Source organism: Bacillus mexicanus (assembly GCF_050445615.1).
GTDB classification, from domain to species: domain Bacteria; phylum Bacillota; class Bacilli; order Bacillales; family Bacillaceae; genus Bacillus; species Bacillus mexicanus.
The window spans coordinates 1,316,844-1,335,520 of the sequence record NZ_JBCEYV010000001.1 but is presented as its reverse complement, the minus strand read 5'-3'; the positions used below and the strand labels follow the sequence as shown (position 1 = coordinate 1,335,520).

At 42.3% G+C, this 18,677-nt stretch carries 19 protein-coding genes and 1 riboswitch; of the genes, 11 read left to right on the top strand and 8 right to left on the bottom strand.

Going from position 1 to position 18,677, the window contains the following annotated elements; genetic code table 11:
- Positions 1–88: 88 nt before the first annotated feature.
- Positions 89–1,924: a DNA ligase D gene (locus AAGG74_RS07060; RefSeq protein WP_429674908.1), complete on the bottom strand. Its 1,836-nt coding sequence runs from the start codon at positions 1,922–1,924 to the stop codon at positions 89–91.
- 3 nt (positions 1,925–1,927) lie between these two features.
- Positions 1,928–2,812, bottom strand: coding sequence for a non-homologous end joining protein Ku (gene ku / locus AAGG74_RS07055; protein ID WP_488167950.1), 885 nt, complete (start codon positions 2,810–2,812; stop codon positions 1,928–1,930).
- A 294-nt stretch (positions 2,813–3,106) separates the two neighbouring features.
- Between ku and AAGG74_RS07050 the strand changes: the two genes are divergently transcribed.
- From AAGG74_RS07050 to AAGG74_RS07035, 4 genes are all read left to right on the top strand, one after another.
- Positions 3,107–3,721: a DedA family protein gene (locus AAGG74_RS07050; RefSeq protein WP_225494257.1), complete on the top strand. Its 615-nt coding sequence runs from the start codon at positions 3,107–3,109 to the stop codon at positions 3,719–3,721.
- Positions 3,722–3,965: 244 nt separating this feature from the next.
- Positions 3,966–4,760, top strand: coding sequence for a TerC family protein (locus AAGG74_RS07045; protein WP_429674907.1), 795 nt, complete (start codon positions 3,966–3,968; stop codon positions 4,758–4,760).
- Positions 4,761–5,023: 263 nt separating this feature from the next.
- Positions 5,024–5,779, top strand: a complete 756-nt coding sequence (gene sigI / locus AAGG74_RS07040) for an RNA polymerase sigma factor SigI (protein ID WP_162101341.1) — start codon at positions 5,024–5,026, stop codon at positions 5,777–5,779.
- Complete coding sequence (locus AAGG74_RS07035; RefSeq protein WP_429674905.1) at positions 5,776–6,921, top strand: anti-sigma factor domain-containing protein; 1,146 nt, start codon at positions 5,776–5,778, stop codon at positions 6,919–6,921. The genes sigI and AAGG74_RS07035 overlap by 4 nt, the downstream gene beginning before the upstream one ends.
- Positions 6,922–6,931: 10 nt before the next feature.
- Here AAGG74_RS07035 and sspD read toward each other — a convergent pair whose 3' ends face one another.
- Entirely contained in the window at positions 6,932–7,126 is a 195-nt protein-coding gene (sspD, locus tag AAGG74_RS07030) for an acid-soluble spore protein SspD (protein WP_162101343.1), read from the bottom strand.
- 128 nt (positions 7,127–7,254) lie between these two features.
- Complete coding sequence (locus AAGG74_RS07025; protein ID WP_162101344.1) at positions 7,255–7,956, bottom strand: DUF1836 domain-containing protein; 702 nt, start codon at positions 7,954–7,956, stop codon at positions 7,255–7,257.
- A gap of 173 nt (positions 7,957–8,129) precedes the next feature.
- On the opposite strand from AAGG74_RS07025, the gene htpX reads away from it, so the two are divergent.
- The 4 genes from htpX to AAGG74_RS07005 all read left to right on the top strand — a co-directional run bounded on the left by htpX (position 8,130) and on the right by AAGG74_RS07005 (position 10,997).
- Complete coding sequence (htpX, locus tag AAGG74_RS07020; protein WP_429674904.1) at positions 8,130–9,026, top strand: protease HtpX; 897 nt, start codon at positions 8,130–8,132, stop codon at positions 9,024–9,026.
- Positions 9,027–9,199: 173 nt separating this feature from the next.
- Positions 9,200–10,549, top strand: coding sequence for a TrkH family potassium uptake protein (locus AAGG74_RS07015; protein WP_162101346.1), 1,350 nt, complete (start codon positions 9,200–9,202; stop codon positions 10,547–10,549).
- Between the two features lie 134 nt (positions 10,550–10,683).
- On the top strand, positions 10,684–10,839 hold the full coding sequence (locus AAGG74_RS07010; RefSeq protein WP_003232510.1) for a hypothetical protein: 156 nt from the start codon (positions 10,684–10,686) through the stop codon (positions 10,837–10,839).
- Between the two features lie 2 nt (positions 10,840–10,841).
- Positions 10,842–10,997, top strand: coding sequence for a hypothetical protein (locus tag AAGG74_RS07005; RefSeq protein WP_429674903.1), 156 nt, complete (start codon positions 10,842–10,844; stop codon positions 10,995–10,997).
- Positions 10,998–11,039: 42 nt separating this feature from the next.
- On the opposite strand, the gene AAGG74_RS07000 is transcribed toward AAGG74_RS07005, so the two are convergent.
- The gene (locus AAGG74_RS07000) at positions 11,040–12,062 is read right to left on the bottom strand and encodes an acyltransferase family protein (RefSeq protein WP_225494127.1); all 1,023 of its coding nucleotides are present in this window, start codon (positions 12,060–12,062) and stop codon (positions 11,040–11,042) included.
- 252 nt (positions 12,063–12,314) lie between these two features.
- Between AAGG74_RS07000 and kinE the strand changes: the two genes are divergently transcribed.
- The 3 genes from kinE (at position 12,315) to AAGG74_RS06985 (ending at position 15,240) form a co-directional block, all read left to right on the top strand.
- Positions 12,315–14,531: a sporulation two-component system sensor histidine kinase KinE gene (gene kinE / locus AAGG74_RS06995; protein WP_429674902.1), complete on the top strand. Its 2,217-nt coding sequence runs from the start codon at positions 12,315–12,317 to the stop codon at positions 14,529–14,531.
- A complete protein-coding gene (locus AAGG74_RS06990; protein ID WP_162101351.1) occupies positions 14,528–15,025 on the top strand; it encodes a methylated-DNA--[protein]-cysteine S-methyltransferase in 498 nt (165 codons plus the stop codon). Before kinE ends, AAGG74_RS06990 begins: the two co-directional genes overlap by 4 nt.
- An 89-nt stretch (positions 15,026–15,114) precedes the next feature.
- Positions 15,115–15,240 carry a hypothetical protein gene (locus tag AAGG74_RS06985; protein ID WP_162101352.1) on the top strand — a complete coding sequence of 42 codons (126 nt, stop codon included), beginning with the start codon at positions 15,115–15,117 and terminating at the stop codon, positions 15,238–15,240.
- A gap of 33 nt (positions 15,241–15,273) precedes the next feature.
- On the opposite strand, the gene mtnA is transcribed toward AAGG74_RS06985, so the two are convergent.
- The 3 genes from mtnA to AAGG74_RS06970 all read right to left on the bottom strand — a co-directional run bounded on the left by mtnA (position 15,274) and on the right by AAGG74_RS06970 (position 18,657).
- Positions 15,274–16,335: an S-methyl-5-thioribose-1-phosphate isomerase gene (mtnA, locus tag AAGG74_RS06980; RefSeq protein WP_429674901.1), complete on the bottom strand. Its 1,062-nt coding sequence runs from the start codon at positions 16,333–16,335 to the stop codon at positions 15,274–15,276.
- Between the two features lie 7 nt (positions 16,336–16,342).
- Positions 16,343–17,536 (bottom strand): S-methyl-5-thioribose kinase, encoded by a 1,194-nt coding sequence (mtnK, locus tag AAGG74_RS06975; protein WP_429674900.1) that lies wholly within the window; start codon positions 17,534–17,536, stop codon positions 16,343–16,345.
- 104 nt (positions 17,537–17,640) lie between these two features.
- Positions 17,641–17,794, bottom strand: a riboswitch (SAM riboswitch).
- Positions 17,795–17,877: 83 nt separating this feature from the next.
- Complete coding sequence (locus AAGG74_RS06970) at positions 17,878–18,657, bottom strand: carbon-nitrogen family hydrolase (RefSeq protein WP_429674899.1); 780 nt, start codon at positions 18,655–18,657, stop codon at positions 17,878–17,880.
- Positions 18,658–18,677 lie beyond the last annotated feature (20 nt).

Below are 18,677 nucleotides of genomic sequence, written 5' to 3'. Positions count from 1 at the left end.
ATGACAAGACAAAGTCCTAAAACATAAACGTTTTAGGACTTTGTGTCGAGAAGGCGGCTAGGTGTCCTGCCTGAACGCACGATGATAGTCAGATCTTTTTCTTCAATTGATGTAAAATGGCGCTAAGAGGTTCGTCTTGTGGGTTGCGGTGAAAATGAAAAAATGGGCAGCCTTGCTTCTTGATCCGATCAACGACAGTATCGATCGTAAACATATCGGGTGTTAAGGATGTTTGGACCTCATGCCAATAGAGCGGTGCAGCGACAGTGCCAAGCTCGTTTCCTCTTGTCGAATAAGGACATATGATCGTTTTTCCTTCTGCATGCTGCAAATAATCAAGGTACAATTTCCCGTGCCTGTTTTTAATCAAGCGTTCTGTCGTAAAGAGCTCGGGAAATACATTGGTGCAGTACTCAGCGACCAGCTGGGTAAACTGACGTGTTTCTTCATACGTAAATGCCTCAGGAGACAAGGGAATATAAAGCTGGATGCCTTTGTTGCCTGACAGCTTCGGATACGATGTAATGCCGAAGGAGTCAAAAAGCCTCTTCAGTTCATTTGCAGCCTGCACAGCCATGAGAAAATCATCTCGAGAAGGCGGGTCCAAATCAATAACAATCTCAGCCGGACGCCTGCTTTGAATGGTTTGAAAAGGAACGTGAAATTCCAGGGCTAACTGATTGGCCAGCCATAATAAAGTCGACATATCTTCACAGACAATATGTTCATGGCTTCCGTCATAGAAAGTTTGAATAAAACCCGGCGCATAGTCTGGTTTGTTTTTTTGGAAAAACGATTCACTTCTTGAGCCATGCGGATAGCGGATGACGGTGACAGCGCGGTTTTTTAGAAATGGGAACATGTAGTCACTGACTTCAATCATGTATTGAATAAAATCATCTTTCGTTTTTTTATTCTTTTCAAATATGATTTTATCCAGGCTTGTGAACTGAAGCTTTGGATTGACAGGCTTGGAGCGGCGTATAACTTGAGTGTACGTGCATTCAGTCCAGTCCATCTGAAATTCAAAACCGATAAACGATACCTCTCTTAATGTACCCTGGAGAATTGTTAAGTATTGAACGGCAGCACAAATCGATGGTTCAAGCGTGAACTCTCCCGATGGTGCTTGCTGGCCATGCTGTTTCATAATCTCGCGTATAGCGTTTTTTTCCTCATCGCGCATTCCGTGTGAGACAGAGGCAATCGGTGTCATGACGCCGTTTTTTAACACAGATGCCGTCAAAAATCCATTCTTGGGGTTAAACCCTGTTATACAAACATAGGCTTGTTTAAAGTTTTTATATTTAAGCCAATCGGATGACCGCTTCTTTTCAAGCCACTTGCTGTTTGTTTTTTTCGCTACAATTCCTTCACCGTCATCTTCTGTAACCATCTCCCAAAGCGAATCAAACTGCTCATAGCAGGGGATATACTGAATGGTTTCCTTAGCGTAAGGGTCGGGAGATGCGGGAAGCTTTGCTGCAGACATAAGATCGTGCAATGAGTTTTTTCTGTCCAAATACGAAAGAAATGACACATCTTTTCCGCAGCGCTCTAACAAATCAAAGGCGAGAAAGACGCACGGGCGCGCGTTTGCTGACTCCATAATCTTATCTGGCCGTTTCAAACGCCCCCGCACTTGAAGATGTTCAAAATCTGAACGGCCGGGGTTCACCAAACATACAATTTCGCCATCAAGTGTCAGCGGAAGATCTTCTTCCATATGCTGAAAGGCAGTTTGGGCAAACTGGGTGATTTCAGGAAAGGTGCTGGTAAGCTCCAAGCCATTTCTGCTGGTTAAGGTTACACCTTTAGAATGGAGGTGGAGAATACAGCGGTATCCGTCATATTTTATTTCGTAGCGCCATTCTGGTCCTATTGGCGGTGACGAAGTAAGGACAGGCTGCATGGTTAATACCATGGATTATGGCGTGCCGGAGGCTTTTTTTCTAGTTGTTTTTCGTTTTTTATTTCCGGCTCCTTTCGGTTCAGCAGTTTGGACAGGCTCAGCTTTCTTCGTTTCCTGGTTTGGCTCTCTGGTGCGGTCTATGCTGGCTTGCAAAGCGCTGACCAGGTCAATGACATCTTCACGAGGAGGCGCTTTATCTGGAGTAACGGCTGTTTCTTTATTTTCAAGCTTATCGTTGACTTTTTGCAGCAGCGCCTGCCGGTACGTATCCTCATATTTGTCAGGCTCAAACTCAGCAGTCAGCTCATCTATTAAAGTGATAGCGGTTTGCAGTTCTTTTTCATTTACATTCGATTGATCAGGCACACCCGGGACATGGCCAGCGCTTCTGACTTCATCGGGATAATGGATAGACTCCATCACGATACAATTTTCATAAACGCGGAGAATGGCTAGCTGCTGCTTCGATCTGATTGTCATATTGGCGATGCCGATCTTTCCGGTTGAACGCAAGGCTTCACGCAGCAGGGTATAGGCTTTTGTACCGTTATCCCCGGGGCCGACAAAATAGGAACGGTTAAAATAAATCGGGTCGATTTCCTGAAGCTGAACGAAATCAACAATCTCAACCGCTTTCTCCTCATGCTCCTGCTTTAAGCTTTTTAAATCTTCGTCCGTCAGCACAACATATTTTCCTTTTACGTATTCATATCCCTTCACAATTTCTTCAGGACCGAGTGTTTTCTCGCAATTCGTGCAAATTTTTTCGTATTTGATCGGCGCATGATCCTCTTTATGAAGGCTGCGCAGCTTAATGTCTTTATCTTCTGTAGCTGCATATAGCTTGATAGGGATATTTACCAAACCAAAACTAATCGATCCCTTCCACATGGTATGCATAGCGATAACCCCTTTTTTTCTTTAGTGTGAAGAGGAAGAGTGCGATTCATGCGTAGCAACTTATGGATGAAAAAACAGCCGTCACCGTTAGAAGGTTTCATCATTTTCAATCGATTTAAGACAAGTAAGTGACCACAGGTGCTATAATCCAAGTGAAGCTGAAGAAATACTTGGGAGATCTCCCTTTGGTTCAGATGACCGTGAAAAATGTGTTAAAATCATGTTGGTGTCTTGAAAAAATGAAATTTACATAACTGAAAATAAAGGGAAGTGGTAGCTATCGAAGAGCTGGTGATGTCATGGATAGAAGCGTTTAAAAGTTTATCTTATTTTGGAGTATTTCTAGCGCTCTGTATTGAGTTTATCCCTGCTGAAATCGTCCTCCCGCTTGCAGGTTATTGGGTCTCTAAAGGCGATATGACACTTGTTGGCGCTGTTTTGGCGGGATCTCTCGGCGGTGTGGTCGGTCCGCTTACGCTGTATTGGATTGGCAGATACGGAGGGAGGCCATTTCTTGAGCGTTTTGGGAAGTACCTCTTTATTAAGCCTGAAGCGCTCAATAAGTCGGATGAATTTTTTAAAAAACACGGAGGGTTTGTCGCCTTCAGCGGCCGTTTCTTGCCTGGGATCCGGACATTGATTTCCATACCGTGCGGAATTGCAAAAATGAATGTGTGGGTGTTTTCGCTTTATACATTCATTGCCATGCTGCCGATTACATTTGTATACGTTTATCTTGGTGTGAAGCTCGGCGAGAATTGGAAGGAAGTCGGCTCTATCCTCGATCAATATATGTTTCCAGTCGGGATAGCGATTTTAGTGGTGTTTTTGCTCTGGCTGCTGATAAAAAAGAGGAAGAAACGTGCCCACTCTGAACACTTATCTGTATTTTTAAAAAATAAGCGTTGACAAAGTATCGCGCTGTGCATATCATTGACATATAATATCATATTTCTTGAATCCCAAAGGGGAGTAGCGTCCGGAAGAGATTCCGGAAACAAAGTCGTCAATTCATGGATTGCGATATCCATCGGCTTTGTTGGCATGCCTGAATTCATGTCTAGCAAGACCTTTGCCTTATGTCGGCAAAGGTCTTTTTTGCATGTTCCGGCCGGCATAAGTTCGGATGAAGAGAAAGAGGAGGGGATCATTAATGGATGCAGCATTATTGGTAGAGTATGGTTGGGTTCTTCTCGTTTTGATCGGGCTGGAAGGAATTTTAGCCGCTGATAACGCGTTGGTTATGGCGGTTATGGTCAAACATTTGCCAGAGGAAAAAAGGAAAAAAGCATTATTTTATGGGCTGGCAGGGGCTTTTGTTCTGAGATTTGGCTCTCTATTCACCATTTCTTTTTTAGTCAACGTATGGCAGGTGCAAGCGATTGGCGCGATCTATCTGCTGTATATCTCAGCAAGCCACTTACTGAAAAGATATGTGTTTAAGAAAGAAGACAAACATAAAGAGACGAAGCAAAGCGGTTTTTGGCCGACTGTTATAAAAGTTGAATTGGCAGATATTGCGTTTGCGGTTGATTCCATCTTAGCGGCAGTCGCGTTGGCGGTAACACTTCCTGGGACGCCGCTCCCGAAGATCGGCGGACTTGACGGAGGGCAATTTCTCGTCATTTTGGCCGGGGGTATCATTGGTCTGGTGATTATGCGATTTGCGGCTTCCATGTTTGTTAAGTTATTAAAGGAACGTCCAAGCCTAGAAACAGCAGCCTTTGTGATTGTCGGCTGGGTCGGGGTGAAGCTTGCTTTATATACACTTGCCCATCAAGAGATAGCAGTTGTTTCTGAACACTTTATCCATTCTGGAACATGGAAGCTGATATTTTGGGGTGTGTTAGCGGCAATCGCGGTCAGCGGCTGGTTCTTGTCAGGCGGAAAAAAACAGCCGGAGGGCATACAAAACGATCAAAAAAACAACAGCCGCGAACAGGCTTGATTTTTTAGACTCTGCTTAAAGGCAGAGTCTTTTTATGTGTGAAACGTTTTCATCTACGAAATAAAATAACATTTTTATAACAGCTTTGTTACAAAAAACACGTATAACACCCCCTTAATTCTCTAGAAAGACACGAAAACTTGTATAGTACATCAGAGTGGTTTGTCATAATTGAGACATTGGAAATCAATATTTCTTTTTCTCCTTTGCGATTCCCTATCAAATTAGCTATCATTAATGAGTAGTTATAGGGAGGAACTGAGGTGAAACCAGTGCTTAGCCTTTTGTTTAAATTAGGAAAAAAGAAGCAAACGCTTGAAAAAACGGTTGAAAGTATACAAAAAGGCAATAAAGATTTGCAAAATGAATTAATACAGCAATATAAGCCATTTATCGCAAAGACGGTTTCATCCGTTTGTAAACGATATATAGATGAAAAAGACGATGAGTTCAGCATTGGGCTGATCGCATTTAATGAAGCTATTGAAAAATACTCACCTGAAAAAGGCAATTCACTGCTCGCATTTGCTGAGCTTATCATAAAAAGAAAAGTTATTGATTACATCAGAAAAGAAGCCAGGAGCGCACAAAATATAAATATTGATTCACAGGAAGGAGACGATCAGGAGTCATCACAAAGCCTGATTGAAGCCGAGCTTTCCATTGATGAATATCGCCGTCAAGTTGAACAGGAGCAGAGGCGGGAGGAAATTCTCTATTTTCAAAGGCAGCTTAAAGAGTATGGTTTATCGTTTAAAGAGCTGCTTGAAAACTCTCCAAAGCATGCGGACGCAAGACAAAATGCCATAAAGGTGGCAATGACTCTTGTTGAACATGAAGAATTGGCCGCTATCCTGTATACAAAGAAACAGCTTCCGGTGAAACAGCTGGAACTCCTTGTCTCTGTAAGCCGAAAAACAATTGAGAGAAATAGGAAATATATTATTGCGATGTGTATTATTATTACAGGTGATTATATTTATTTAAAAGATTATCTTAAAGGGGTGCTGCACTCATGAGAAGAGGGATAATAGTAGAGAAAAATAGAAAATTCGTCACGTTGCTGACCCCTGACGGACAATTTTTAAAAACGAAAAATGATCGCCAAAGTTATGAAATTGGAGAAGAAATCATGATTCCGAGCGAATCACGCATGGGCAGAAGGGCCAGCTTTTTTGATTTTTTAAAACTGCGCCCTTTCAAAATGGGGATTGTTACGATGACTGCAATTATGCTTTTTATTTTTATAGTTCTCCCCACTTTTTCTAATAATAAGGCTTATGCGTATATGACAATTGATATCAATCCAAGCCTTGAAATGGCTTTAAACAGCGATTACGAAGTGATTGAAATGACGCCCCTGAATGATGAGGGAAAGAAGGTTATGGATGATATAGATGATTGGGAGAAGACGGATTTTAAAAAGGTGATTGACGATATTATAACCGACAGCAGTGAGCAGGGGTATGTAAAGAAAACAAAAGAAATACTGATTTCCACTGTTTATGAAAATACACAAGACCATACATATAAAAAAGCTGTGAAAAAACAGCTGAATGACGTGACCGAAAAATATAAAACGACATATCGCATGGAATCTCTCGAGTCAGATATGCAGACGAGAGAAAAAGCGAAGAAGGAAGGTATCTCAACAGGCAGCTACATCAAATCAAATGAAAAGAAAGATAATAAAAAATCAAAACATGACTCCGACAATTCACTCGAGGAAGAGGATCAAAAGAATGCCGGAAACAAGGATGAAAACATCGATCAAAAAACTGACAGCCAGGACGGTAAGCAAGAAGATCATGAACAGCCGGATACCACGGACTCCGAAGACCAGAAAAATGATAAAACGGATGACCAGACTGAGGATCATGGCAAGGATAAAAATGTAAAGGACTCAAATGAAAACACAAATGCCGAAAAAGATGGGGATTATGAGCAACCCCAAATACAAGAGCCTCAAGATAAAGGAAATGAGGACAATAGCGCTGAAAAAGGGCAAAGTCAATATCACAGGGACTGGAATAACGGCGAACAAGGCAGGAACCGTCCTTCTAGCAGCGATAACGCTTCTGACCGCCGTAATCCAAACGGCAGCAGCAGTGATCATAACTCAGCTCAAACAGAAAATTCGCCGAGTGCCCCCGGCGAATAGAGACCTGAGTTTATTTAGTTGTGCCGTTGAATTGTGATTGTGCCTGCTGCACCAGCCGCTTTGTCATTTCCCCGCCTACAGAGCCGTTAGCGCGTGCGACTGTATCTGAACCAAGGTTCACACCGAATTCTTGAGCCACTTCGAGTTTGAATTGGTCTAGTGCCTGCTCCACCCCTGGAACAACGAGTTTATTTCTGCTCGCCATCTTTTTCATCTCCTTTTTTTGTGAGAAATTCTTAACGCATATTTAGTTTGAAATGTACGGGGATTATTTATGCTGGCAATTGTTGTGGAGAATAAGAACCCCCCAGCCCGAAGGCTGGGGGGTGCAGACTATAAAATGTCTTCTGTCATTTTATGTGCTGTTGTTTGAATATGGAAAGTCAAAATGGAGAGGACTGTAATAGCGATAATCTGTCTGATTTTAAGCCATTGTCTGTCAGTCAATTCTTCAAAATGGTGACGGAGACGCTCTGTCTCCTGTTCGACGATCGTTTGCAGATTCGATTCTTTCATAGAAGGCGTGTCCTGGTGATGAACGGCATCTAGCACATATGCACAGCTTTGATAATAAGCGATCGGGCTGATGACATCATCGGATCTGTCCGTGATTGTGTTAAAGGCTACTTTTAAAATAGCCCGTATATGTTCAAAGTCATAAATGGATTTTAAATCACGTACAATTAAAAGAATGACAGCCTGTTCAACTGAGTATTTTTTGCCCAGCTCAGGGTGACCGATCAAATCTTTGATATCACGCTTTACCCAGTTTTGAATAGCAGTGGACTTTAACGAAGTCAGCTCGCATAGGTTGCCAAGTTCTACGATTTCATTTGTGGAGAGACCATATTCTTTTCTCTGTTTTTTTCGTTCGTATCTAGTAAGAAATTCAGGAATTTCAAGATGATTGGCTGCTTTTTCTGCCGACATGTTCGCTGATTGGACGAGAATATCGAGCGGGCTTACGTCTCCTTGTCCTTTAAGAGAATAGAGCAGCCGGACCATATCGGTTCGAGTCAGTTTAAAAATGTTCATTGTTCACCTCTTTAAAACATTTTGACGCGCGGATATACGTTTATGTATGAATTCAGAATTGAAGCGTCAGCAATTACATTAACATCATACGTCGAATCCCTTGCATTTTCAAACAGATGTTTTATAATTTAAATATATAGGTTCTTTTGAACTTAAAAATAACGGAGGTTGTTATGGCTAAAAGAATTTTCCTGTTTATTTTAACGAATATTTTGGTGCTTACAACAATCGGGATCGTTTTGTCTGTTTTAAGCTCTGTTACCGGAGTCGGAACATACTTTACAGCTGATGGCGGTATCGACCCAACTGCACTCTTTGTGTTCAGTCTAGTCGTTGGGTTTGTCGGTTCCTTTACATCTCTTGCGATGTCCAGATGGATGGCAAAGACGATGATGGGCGTCAGAGTGCTGAATCCGAACAAACACACGCTCAGCTATGAGGAGCAGCAATTGGTTGACCGTGTTCACCGATTAAGCCGCTCTGCCGGTTTAACAAAAATGCCGGAAGTCGGAATTTACCGCTCACCCGAAGTAAATGCGTTTGCGACTGGACCGTCAAAACGCCGTTCTCTTGTGGCGGTGTCGTCAGGATTGCTGGAGCAAATGGATGATGCTGCGGTTGAAGGCGTACTTGCCCACGAGGTCGCGCATATCACTAATGGTGACATGGTTACAATGACGCTTTTGCAAGGTATCGTCAATACTTTTGTCGTCTTTTTATCGCGGATCGCAGCATGGATTGCAAGCCGCTTCGTCAAGGAAGATCTTGCGCCAATTGTTCATTTTATTGCAATGATTGTCTTTCAAATTGTCTTCTCTATTCTCGGAAGCCTGGTTGTGTTTGCGTTCTCACGCCATCGCGAATTCCATGCTGACAGGGGAGGAGCTGACCTTGCCGGCAAGGATAAAATGATTCATGCACTTCGGACGCTCAAGGGCTATTCTTCCCGTGTGATGGAAGACGACCAGACAGCTGTGCAAACATTAAAGATTAACGGCAAAAAACGCTCTTCGCTTTTCTCTACTCACCCTGATTTAGATGAGCGAATCAGGCGGTTAGAAGCTAAATAATACAGACACGTTGTTCCTCTGAGAGAATCTCTCAGAGGTTTTTTATTTGATCCTTTGACTAAAATCATAAAAAATGAAGCAAGTTAAGAAAATGTTTTGTAAAAGCCTTTTAAAATGGAGCTAATATCTTTAGAATAATTACGTACTTTAAAAGAGAGGCAGAAGGATTTTACATGAAATTCAAGTTTGGAAAATTAATACAGGCGCTGTCGCCCGCCCAGCTGATTGCGTTATACTACTTTCTTGCCGTTACGGTTGCTGTTCTATTGCTGAGTTTGCCGGCGGCCCATAAATCCGGGGCAAATTGGACATTTATTGATGCGCTGTTTACAGCTGTCAGTTCAGTCAGCGTAACAGGACTGACGGTCGTTGATACTGCTGATACATTCAGTACAATAGGCATTTTTATCTTGGCATTTGTTCTGCAATTTGGCGGAATCGGAATTATGACGCTCGGCACGTTTATTTGGCTGATCATGGGAAAACGAATCGGGCTGAAAGAACGGAAACTGATAATGGTTGACCAAAATCAATCCCAGTTTTCAGGAATTGTTAATCTCATGAAGCAGGTTCTATTTCTGATCTTGCTGATTGAATTTGTTGGCGGAATGATACTCGGCACCTATTTCTTAACCTACTATGATTCCTATCAAGCAGCTTATTTACACGGGTTTTTTGCCAGTATCAGCGCAACTACAAATGGCGGATTTGATATTACCGGCCGCTCCATGATTCCGTTCCGCCATGATTATTTTGTGCAATTTATTACAATTCTTTTAATTGTATTTGGCGCAATTGGATTTCCTGTGCTTGTCGAAGTGAAGGATTTCTTGTTTTCAAAGCAACGGAAATACTCGTTTACACTTTTTACGAAAATCACGACGATTACCTTCGGCTCACTGGTCTTATTTGGAGCCATCGGCATTTATGTCCTGGAAGCAAATCACGCGTTTGCGGGAAAGTCATGGCATGACATTTTGTTTCTGTCCCTGTTTCAATCAACAGCAACTCGAAGCGGGGGGCTGGCAACCATTGATATCAGCCAATTATCAAACACTACAATATTTTTTGTTTGTGCGCTGATGTTTATTGGAGCGTCGCCAAGCTCAGTAGGAGGAGGTATACGGACAACGACTTTCGCCTTGAACCTTCTGGCGCTGTTCCATTTTGCCCGCGGCAATAAGTCAGTCAAGGTATTTAAACGGGAGCTGCATCCTGCTGATCTCATGAAGTCGCTTGTGGTTACAATGATGGCGGTTCTGCTCGTTTTTGGTTCGACACTTGTTCTTACGATGACAGAAAAGCATTCCCTGATGGAGCTTTTATTTGAAGTATGCTCGGCATTCGGTACAACCGGTCTGTCACTGGGGATTACCGCTGATTTAAGCAATGTTGGAAAATGTGTCATTATGATTGTGATGTTTATCGGGCGAATCGGTATCCTGACCTTCCTGTATCTGATCGGAAGAAAGGAAAGTGAAGCGAATTATCATTATCCGAAGGAAAGAGTGATTATCGGATAGAAGGAACACCGCATGTTTTGCGGTGTTTTTTTGATTGCCAGAAAAAAGATGTGTGGGGCTGTTTCAGTTGGAGAACCTAACATCATCAGGTGCAGTTTAACGCTCCTGCATGAAAACTGATGAGGAGGATTCGTATGAAGCGCAAAGCTGAAGTAAATGAGGCCATTAAAAATAACAATACACCTACTGAGAGTATGGACCCGAATTCTTATAAGACACAGTATCATGACGACCCGAATTTTAGAGGAGCAAACCGCAATTCCAAACAGGGTCAGCAAGGAGGCATGTGATTATGAAGAAAAACCGTCATAGCAGAGACATGCAAAATCACAAAAAGCCTATGAATAAAAAAGTGCTTGAGGAAGAATTCTCAAGTGAACTTGGGGATTACAATGCAGGTAAGATCATCGAAACACTGGAAGTCACAAAGCCTGAAAAACAAAAATAAAAAAGACCTCTTAGGCGGGTATTCCGCTTAAGAGGTCTTTTTCTATTTTAAATAAACTTTTTTGCCCGTTCCTCTGACAAATTGCAATAAGTTGGTTATCCTCAACTCAATGAAGGGCTGTGCAACTGTTTTGATAAAATTGCTGGAGAGTACGCTTGTAAGGACTGCCGTTAATAGCAAGAGAATCACTAAGCTCTGATAGTCCGCAAGCACATCCTCAAGACCGAATTGTCTCAGCGTTTTAATAATAAACCCATGAAGCAAATACACGTAAAATGTCCGGGTCCCCCATTTTGTAAAGAAGAACCGTTTTTGCGGAACGAGCGCTAAAAAGCTGAAGGTCGCTGCAAAAGCGAGTACATACCAGCCGATGCGGGAAAGTCCGCTTACTAGTGTAACATCTCCAAATGAAGAATACGGTTTTGAACCAAACAAAATCGAATAGTCAAAATCGATGCCTGAGCAGATGACAAACACGGCCGTAAGCACTCCGAGCGCGATTTGTTTGCCTCGTTTTGATTTCAATAATTCAAAATGATGTTTATTCAAATAAAATCCGACAAGGAACATCGGTAAAAATACAAATGTCCGTGAAAGACTCAGCGTATTGCTGATAAAGTCTAAATAGCCGATTAACACGGCAATTCCGCAGCTGACAAACAGTGCTGTTAGCTTTGAAAGCTTTGAAAATGGATAAAGCAGGAGGTTCCAAAAAAATAAGCTTACGAGAAACCATAGCGACCATTGCGGATCAATCGGATTCATATTTGCCATGCTTGCATCTTGTATCATGTAATAGAAGACAGAATAGATGATTTGGAAAATTAAATACGGAATAATCAGCTTGACCGCCAGCTTTTTTACATACCCCGCGCGTTTAAAGCCTTTTGCGAAATAACCGGATACAAGAATAAAGGCAGGCATGTGGAATGTGTAAATGAACTTGTAGAGGTAGAGCATAAAGTTGTTATCGTGAATAAATGAACGAAGAATATGACCGAATACAACTAGGAATATCAATAAGAATTTTGCATTATCGAAATAACTGTCCCGCGATTTACTCATAGCATCACCTTCTCTTTCATCAGTCACTAAGAGATTATTCCCTGCTAGTATGTATTTTAAAATAAAAGATGTAATAGGAACCTGAAAAATGGCTGATTGTTAGGGCGATGTAAAGTGTCGGTAAGGATCGTCGAAAATGTCTTTGTTATGTAATCAGACTGAAATTTTCTGAAATTTATAGGGCGAATGAAGGAAGTTCCCGCATTTTGTAGAAATATTGAGGGATAGGTTTTGAAGAAGGAGTGTACACGTATGGAAACTCTTGATGTCCAGACAAGTTCGGAGCTGCGGGAAGAACTGAAGCGCCTCAAAGAAGATAATGCCCGGCTGAAAAAGGAATTGAAGCAGCATCAAGTGATTGTCAACAATACGCTCGATGCTATTTTTATATGTGATAATGAAATGCGAATTGTTCAGGCGAATGAAGCAACAGAGAGGATGCTTCAAGTGAATTCGTCAGATTTGAAAAAGCGTTCTGTTTTGGATTTCTTATTTTCAATTCCAAAGGATGAACTGAATCTTGCCGCGAAGAAATTCTTTAAAAAAGGCTTCCTGTGGAAGGAGGTCCCGATTAAGCTTGATGGAGGGGCGACAAAATATATAGAGTTCCTTGCTAAAAGAGGCATTGGCGAGAATTTATTTTTTGTTGTCATGAGAGACATATCTTCAAAGAAAATTCTGGAGCGCGAATTCTCTATGAATGAACAGCTTTTTAAGGACTTGTTTGACAGAGCTGTTGACGGAATCGTTATTTTTGATAAAGATGGCGGTTTCATTGATGCTAATTTGTCCTTTTGTAAAAGCTTTGAAATCAATCATAATGAGCTGTCTCATTTATCGTTGTATAAGTTCATAGACGGCGGCTCTCAAAAAGATCTCGACAATATCTGGAAGACGCTCAACCGCAAGGGGAAAGCGAAGGGAGAGCTGCCCGTCAAGCTTCGATCAGGAGTTCAAAAGCTATTTGAATTCACGATCACTTCTAACATTATCAGCGGATTTTATATGTCTATTATGAGGGATATTACAGAGAAGCGGTCGATGGAGTTGCAGCTCTTTAAAAGTGAGGAGCGCTTCAGAGAAATTTTTGAAAATGCGATGGATGCCATTATCATCTGGTCGGATGATGGAAGAATCGTGAAGGCGAATCAGTCAGCCTGCAAAATTTTCGAGCTGCCGATGAATTTGCTGTTGAAACGAAAGCTGTTTGATTTTCTCGTTGACTCGCAAAAGAAATACAGCATAACAAAGAAGAAATACGTAAAATACGGAGAGATCAGAGAAGAGCTGCTGTTTCAAATGGGGAATGGGCAATTTAAAGAACTTGAATTCACTTCAAAGCGGACAATATTAGAGAATCAGCACTTAACGATTTTAAGAAACGTCAGTGACAGAAAGCGGATGGAAAAGGAACTTCGTGAAAGTGAACTGAAATTCAGAAAAGTATTCAACGGCTCAATGGACGGCAATGTATTGTTCGATAATCAATACAGGATCATTGACGCCAACCCGTTAGCTAGCCATATTTTAGGCTTGTCACATGAAGAGATCAAACAGCACAGCCTGTTAGATATTATTTCTTCATATGAAATAGAAAATGTTGCATCATCGGCTAGGCAGATTCATTTTGATGAAATGGACAACGAAATTCCATTTGTGCTGAGCAGCAGTGACAACAGGAAACTCGAATTCTCTTTTAAAAAAAATATCATTCAAAATATGAACCTGGCTATTTTTAAAGATGTAACAGAGCGAAAAGAACTTGAGGAACGTCTGCGTAAGTCAGATACCCTTCATGTTGTCGGCGAACTCGCTGCCGGTATCGCTCATGAAATTAGAAATCCGATGACAGCTCTTAAAGGCTTCATTCAGCTCCTGAAGGGAAGTGTGGAGGGAGACTACGCCCTTTACTTTAACGTAATCACCTCAGAACTAAAACGCATCGAATCCATCATCACTGAATTTTTGATTTTAGCCAAACCCCAGGCTATTATGTATGAGGAAAAACACGTTACCCAAATTATGAGAGACACTATAGACCTTTTAAACGCGCAAGCCAATCTCAGCAATGTACAAATACAACTTGAGTTAATGGATGACATTCCGCCGATTTATTGTGAACCGAATCAGTTGAAACAAGTTTTTATCAATATATTAAAAAACGCGATCGAAGTGATGCCTGATGGAGGGAACATTTTTGTGAGGATAAAGGCATTGGATCAAGATCATATTCTCATTTCCTTAAAAGACGAGGGAAATGGAATGACAGAAGATAAATTAAAACGCCTTGGTGAACCTTTTTATACAACAAAAGAACGGGGAACTGGACTGGGGCTTATGGTAAGCTATAAAATTATTGAAGAACATCAAGGCGAAATTACAGTAGAGAGTGAAGAAGGGAAGGGCACTGTCTTCCATATTACGCTTCCCGTCAGACAGAATGCTGAAGAAAGAAGGATTGATGAATGAACTACTACACGACAGCTGAAACACCGCTCGGGGAACTCATCATCGCTGAAGAGGATGGCCGGATTACCCGTCTATTTCTCAATCAGGATGATTGGATGGAGTGGAATGAAACCGTTCAGAATACAGAGCGCAATGAAACGGCTTATTTGACAGAAGCGAAAAAACAGCTCCATGAATATTTCGCCGGCGAAAGAAAAACCTTCTCGCTGCCGCTGAGCCAAAAAGGAACTCCTTTTCAGCAAAAAGTTTGGGCGGCGCTAAAGATGATACCGTATGGAGAATCCCGTAGCTATGCTGATATCGCTGAAGCGATCGGCAGTCCGAAAGCGGTACGCGCAGTCGGACAGGCCAATAAACGAAACGATCTGCCAATTTTTGTCCCATGTCACAGAGTGATCGGCAAAAACAGCGCGTTAACAGGGTATGCCGGAAGTAAAACAGATCTCAAAGCCTTTTTGCTGAACATCGAGCGAATCTCCTATAAAGAAAAATAAAACATATGGCACGTTCCCTTTTTTCGCGGCCGACATATCATTTTATTAAGCTAAAAAAGTTGGTCTGATGAAAAAGGAGGACAAAGCAATTGAAGCCGAGCCGCTCTGAGAAAATAGCTGTTTTTGCCCAACTGTTTGAGAAACTGCATATCTTATCAAGCGCTCAAAAAGATGAAATCATTAATATCCATAAAAACAAACAAAAAAACCGCTGACTCGGCCCGGCATGAGCAAAGTTCAGCGGTTTTTTAATGAATTTTTTCGCCTCTAAACAGCTGTTCAATTTCTTCTGCATAGCTGCCGGTCATAATCCCTTTTTCTGTGATGATGCCTGAAATGAGATCATGGGGTGTAATGTCAAATGCGGGATTAAAGACGGGCACATCCGGTGGAGCGATTCGGACTCCGGAAATCCGCCTTACTTCCTCGGGATCACGTTCCTCTATCGGAATATCTGCACCGCATTTCACCTTCGTATCAAATGTAGATAAGGGTGCAGCAACAAAAAACGGAATATCCAATGCGTTTGCTAAAATAGCGAGACCGTATGTGCCGATTTTATTTGCTGTATCACCGTTCTTCGCAATGCGGTCGGCACCGACAATGACAGCGGAAATTTGTTTTTCCTTCATCGTATGGGCAGCCATGCTGTCTGTGATCAGAGTGACATCAATACCGCCCTGCATAAGCTCCCACGCAGTCAGGCGCGAACCTTGAAGCACAGGTCTTGTTTCGCAGGCATAGATGTGCAGCCCCAAATCCTTCTGTTTGGCCAAGTAAAATGGAGCGAGCGCCGTTCCATAGCGGCTTGTTGCGATAGATCCGGCATTGCAGATCGTCATAATCCGGTCGCCTTTTTTGAAAAGGTGTAGGGCGTTTTGGCCGATCATCCGGCACGTTTCCTCATCCTCGACCTGAATCTGGATCGCTTCGTGGACAAGGTTTGTTTTTGCTTCATTTACGGAAATGGCGTTTTCGATCGAATGACGCAGTCTCTCAAGCGCCCATGATAAATTAATGGCGGTAGGCCGCGACCTGTTTAAATACGCTTTGATATCATCGAGCTTGTGGCGGAATTCCGTGACATCATCTGTTTCGATATCTTTTGCAGCAAGCGCAAGTCCGAAGGCAGCTGTAATACCGATAGCCGGGGCGCCCCTTACTTTGAGGGTGACAATCGCGTCAAATACATCTTCCTTCGTCGTCAGCTCCAGATATTCCGTCACATCAGGCAGCTTTTGCTGATTTAAAATGGTAATGGCTGTTTCTTTCCATTCAACAGAACGTGGAACAGCAAATGAGTGGATCATGATTAGATCATTCCTTTACAAGTAACTTAAATGATTCAATAACATCCGTTATCGTTTTAAATTCCGAACGTTTTTCGATAAAGGCTGTACCGGTTTCCAGTGCGAGCCGTTTTCTGCCGATTCGTTTATCGAACGGTACAATTGCATCCAGATCAGCTACATGGGCAAGACCGATCGCGCGGCGTATCAGCTCACAGCCCGCAAATCCGATCGCCTCTTCTAAAATATGACTGAGCGTATCAGAAAGGTAACCGTCGATGTTGGCGTAAACATCCAGACTGTCCTTTTCCCAGGCTTCAGTGAATGTTTTTTGAAATGTTTCCCAAACCTGCTTGACATGTTCATATAACATCTTTCTGTCACCGCCTTCGCGGCCGAGTGCGTTCAAAAATAAGTTGGCGATAAATTGGCCTATATCAAAGCCGATCGGTCCGTAACATGCAAATTCAGGATCAATCACTTTTGTTTCATGTTTGCCTGCAAATATACTCCCTGTATGCAAATCTCCATGAATCAGCGTTTCTACCGATGTTAAAAACGACTTTTTCAGTTTTGTGGCTTCGATTTTGACGTTGTCATTATTCCAAAGCTTTTCGACATAAGGACGAAGCTCTTCTTCAAAGTCATTTGTGTCATGGTCAAAGAAAGGGTCTGTAAAGACAAGCCTTTCCGTTATGTCACACAGCTCAGGATTTGCAAACTGTTTAACAAGCTGTTTTTTCACTTTAGGTTCAAGCGCGTAATCTGATGAGTAGAAAAGTGTTTTTCCTAAAAATTCACCGATGTGCTGTGACAGCTGGGGATACTTTTCACCTTCAATGAGTCCTTTTCTTGCGATTTCCAGATGAGAAAGATCCTCCATCACAGTAACGGCCATTTCTGTATCAGAATAAAACACTTTTGGAACCAGATGCGGCACGTGCTCGCCTTGGCGGATGAGAGCGCTGCTTTCGATTCTTGCACGATCGATTGTCAGCGGCCAGCTTTCTCCGACCACTTTTGCATAAGGAACCGCTTGTTTAATAATCAATGCTCTGTCATGTTCTTGATCATAAATATGAAAAACGTAATTTAAATTGCCGTCGCCGATCTCCCGGCATGTCAGCGTGCTTTTGCTTGGAAATAAGCCAAGCTTCACCGCCAGCGCCACAGCGGAGCTTTCATTTAGCGTTTCGTATAAAGGTGTCTTTGTGACTGCCATTGTCATAACCTCCAATTATCTCATTTCTTGATATGTTTGCAGCTGAATGGCCGTAAAAAAGCCTCCTTCTCAGAGAGAAGGAGGCTTAACATGTATGTCCGCCTCTCTTATCTCTCAGATCAGATCTGATGGAATTAGCACCGTGCCTTAGAGACGAGCGTCTCGGCGCGAAAAAGATGCGCCCCATTTCACAATGGAATTACGGTCGGTTGCTGTTGGGGTCAAAAGGCCAATCCCTCGCCCAACTCTCGATAAGAGAATATATTCACTTGTTAAACAATTCTAATTTATCAGTTGATGAACATAGTAACAGGTGTTTTAGTGAGTTGTCAAACAATTTTTTAATATAAATCTTTTCTGAGATCATCAAAAACAGGTATACTCTTACGGACCTCAACGCTCTCCTGAAGGTCGATTTCCGCTCGGACAACACCTTCTTCCCGGCCGCCTTCAGCAAGTACGCGCCCCCATGGATCAATAATCAGGCTGTGTCCGGCAAATTCATTATCGGGATTTGAACCGGTGCAATTGCAGGCGGCGACAAAGCATTGATTTTCAATGGCCCGGGCAATAAGCAGGCTTTTCCAATGGTCAAGGCGGGGGAGAGGCCATTCCGCGGAAATAAACAGCACGTTGGCGCCTTTTGTCGTATGTTTTCTGATCCATTCTGGAAAACGGATGTCGTAACAGATCAGTCCGGAGCTTTTGACACCATCAAGCTCAAAGTATCCGTCATCGGTACCGGCTGATAAATAGACATGCTCATCCATCAGCTGAAAAAGATGGGCTTTTCTATACTCTTTAATGATTTGTCCTTCCTGATCCGCGATGTACATTGTATTATAAACATCAGAATGATCTCTGACAGCCACCGAGCCGGCGACAATATGAACGCCGTATTTTTTTGCTGTTTTCTTGAGCCAGCTCTGAGCAGAACGGCCGTCTTCATCAGCGAGCTCATCAAGGTTGGCCAAATCATATCCGGTCGTCCATAATTCTGGAAGAACAACAACATCAGCATGTTTGCTTTCTTTTTCAATAAAAAAATCAGCCTTTTTTATATTTTCAGAAGGTTTTCCGTATGAAATATCAAATTGAAGACAAGATACCGTCCATTTCATCTTTTTACCACCCCAAATTT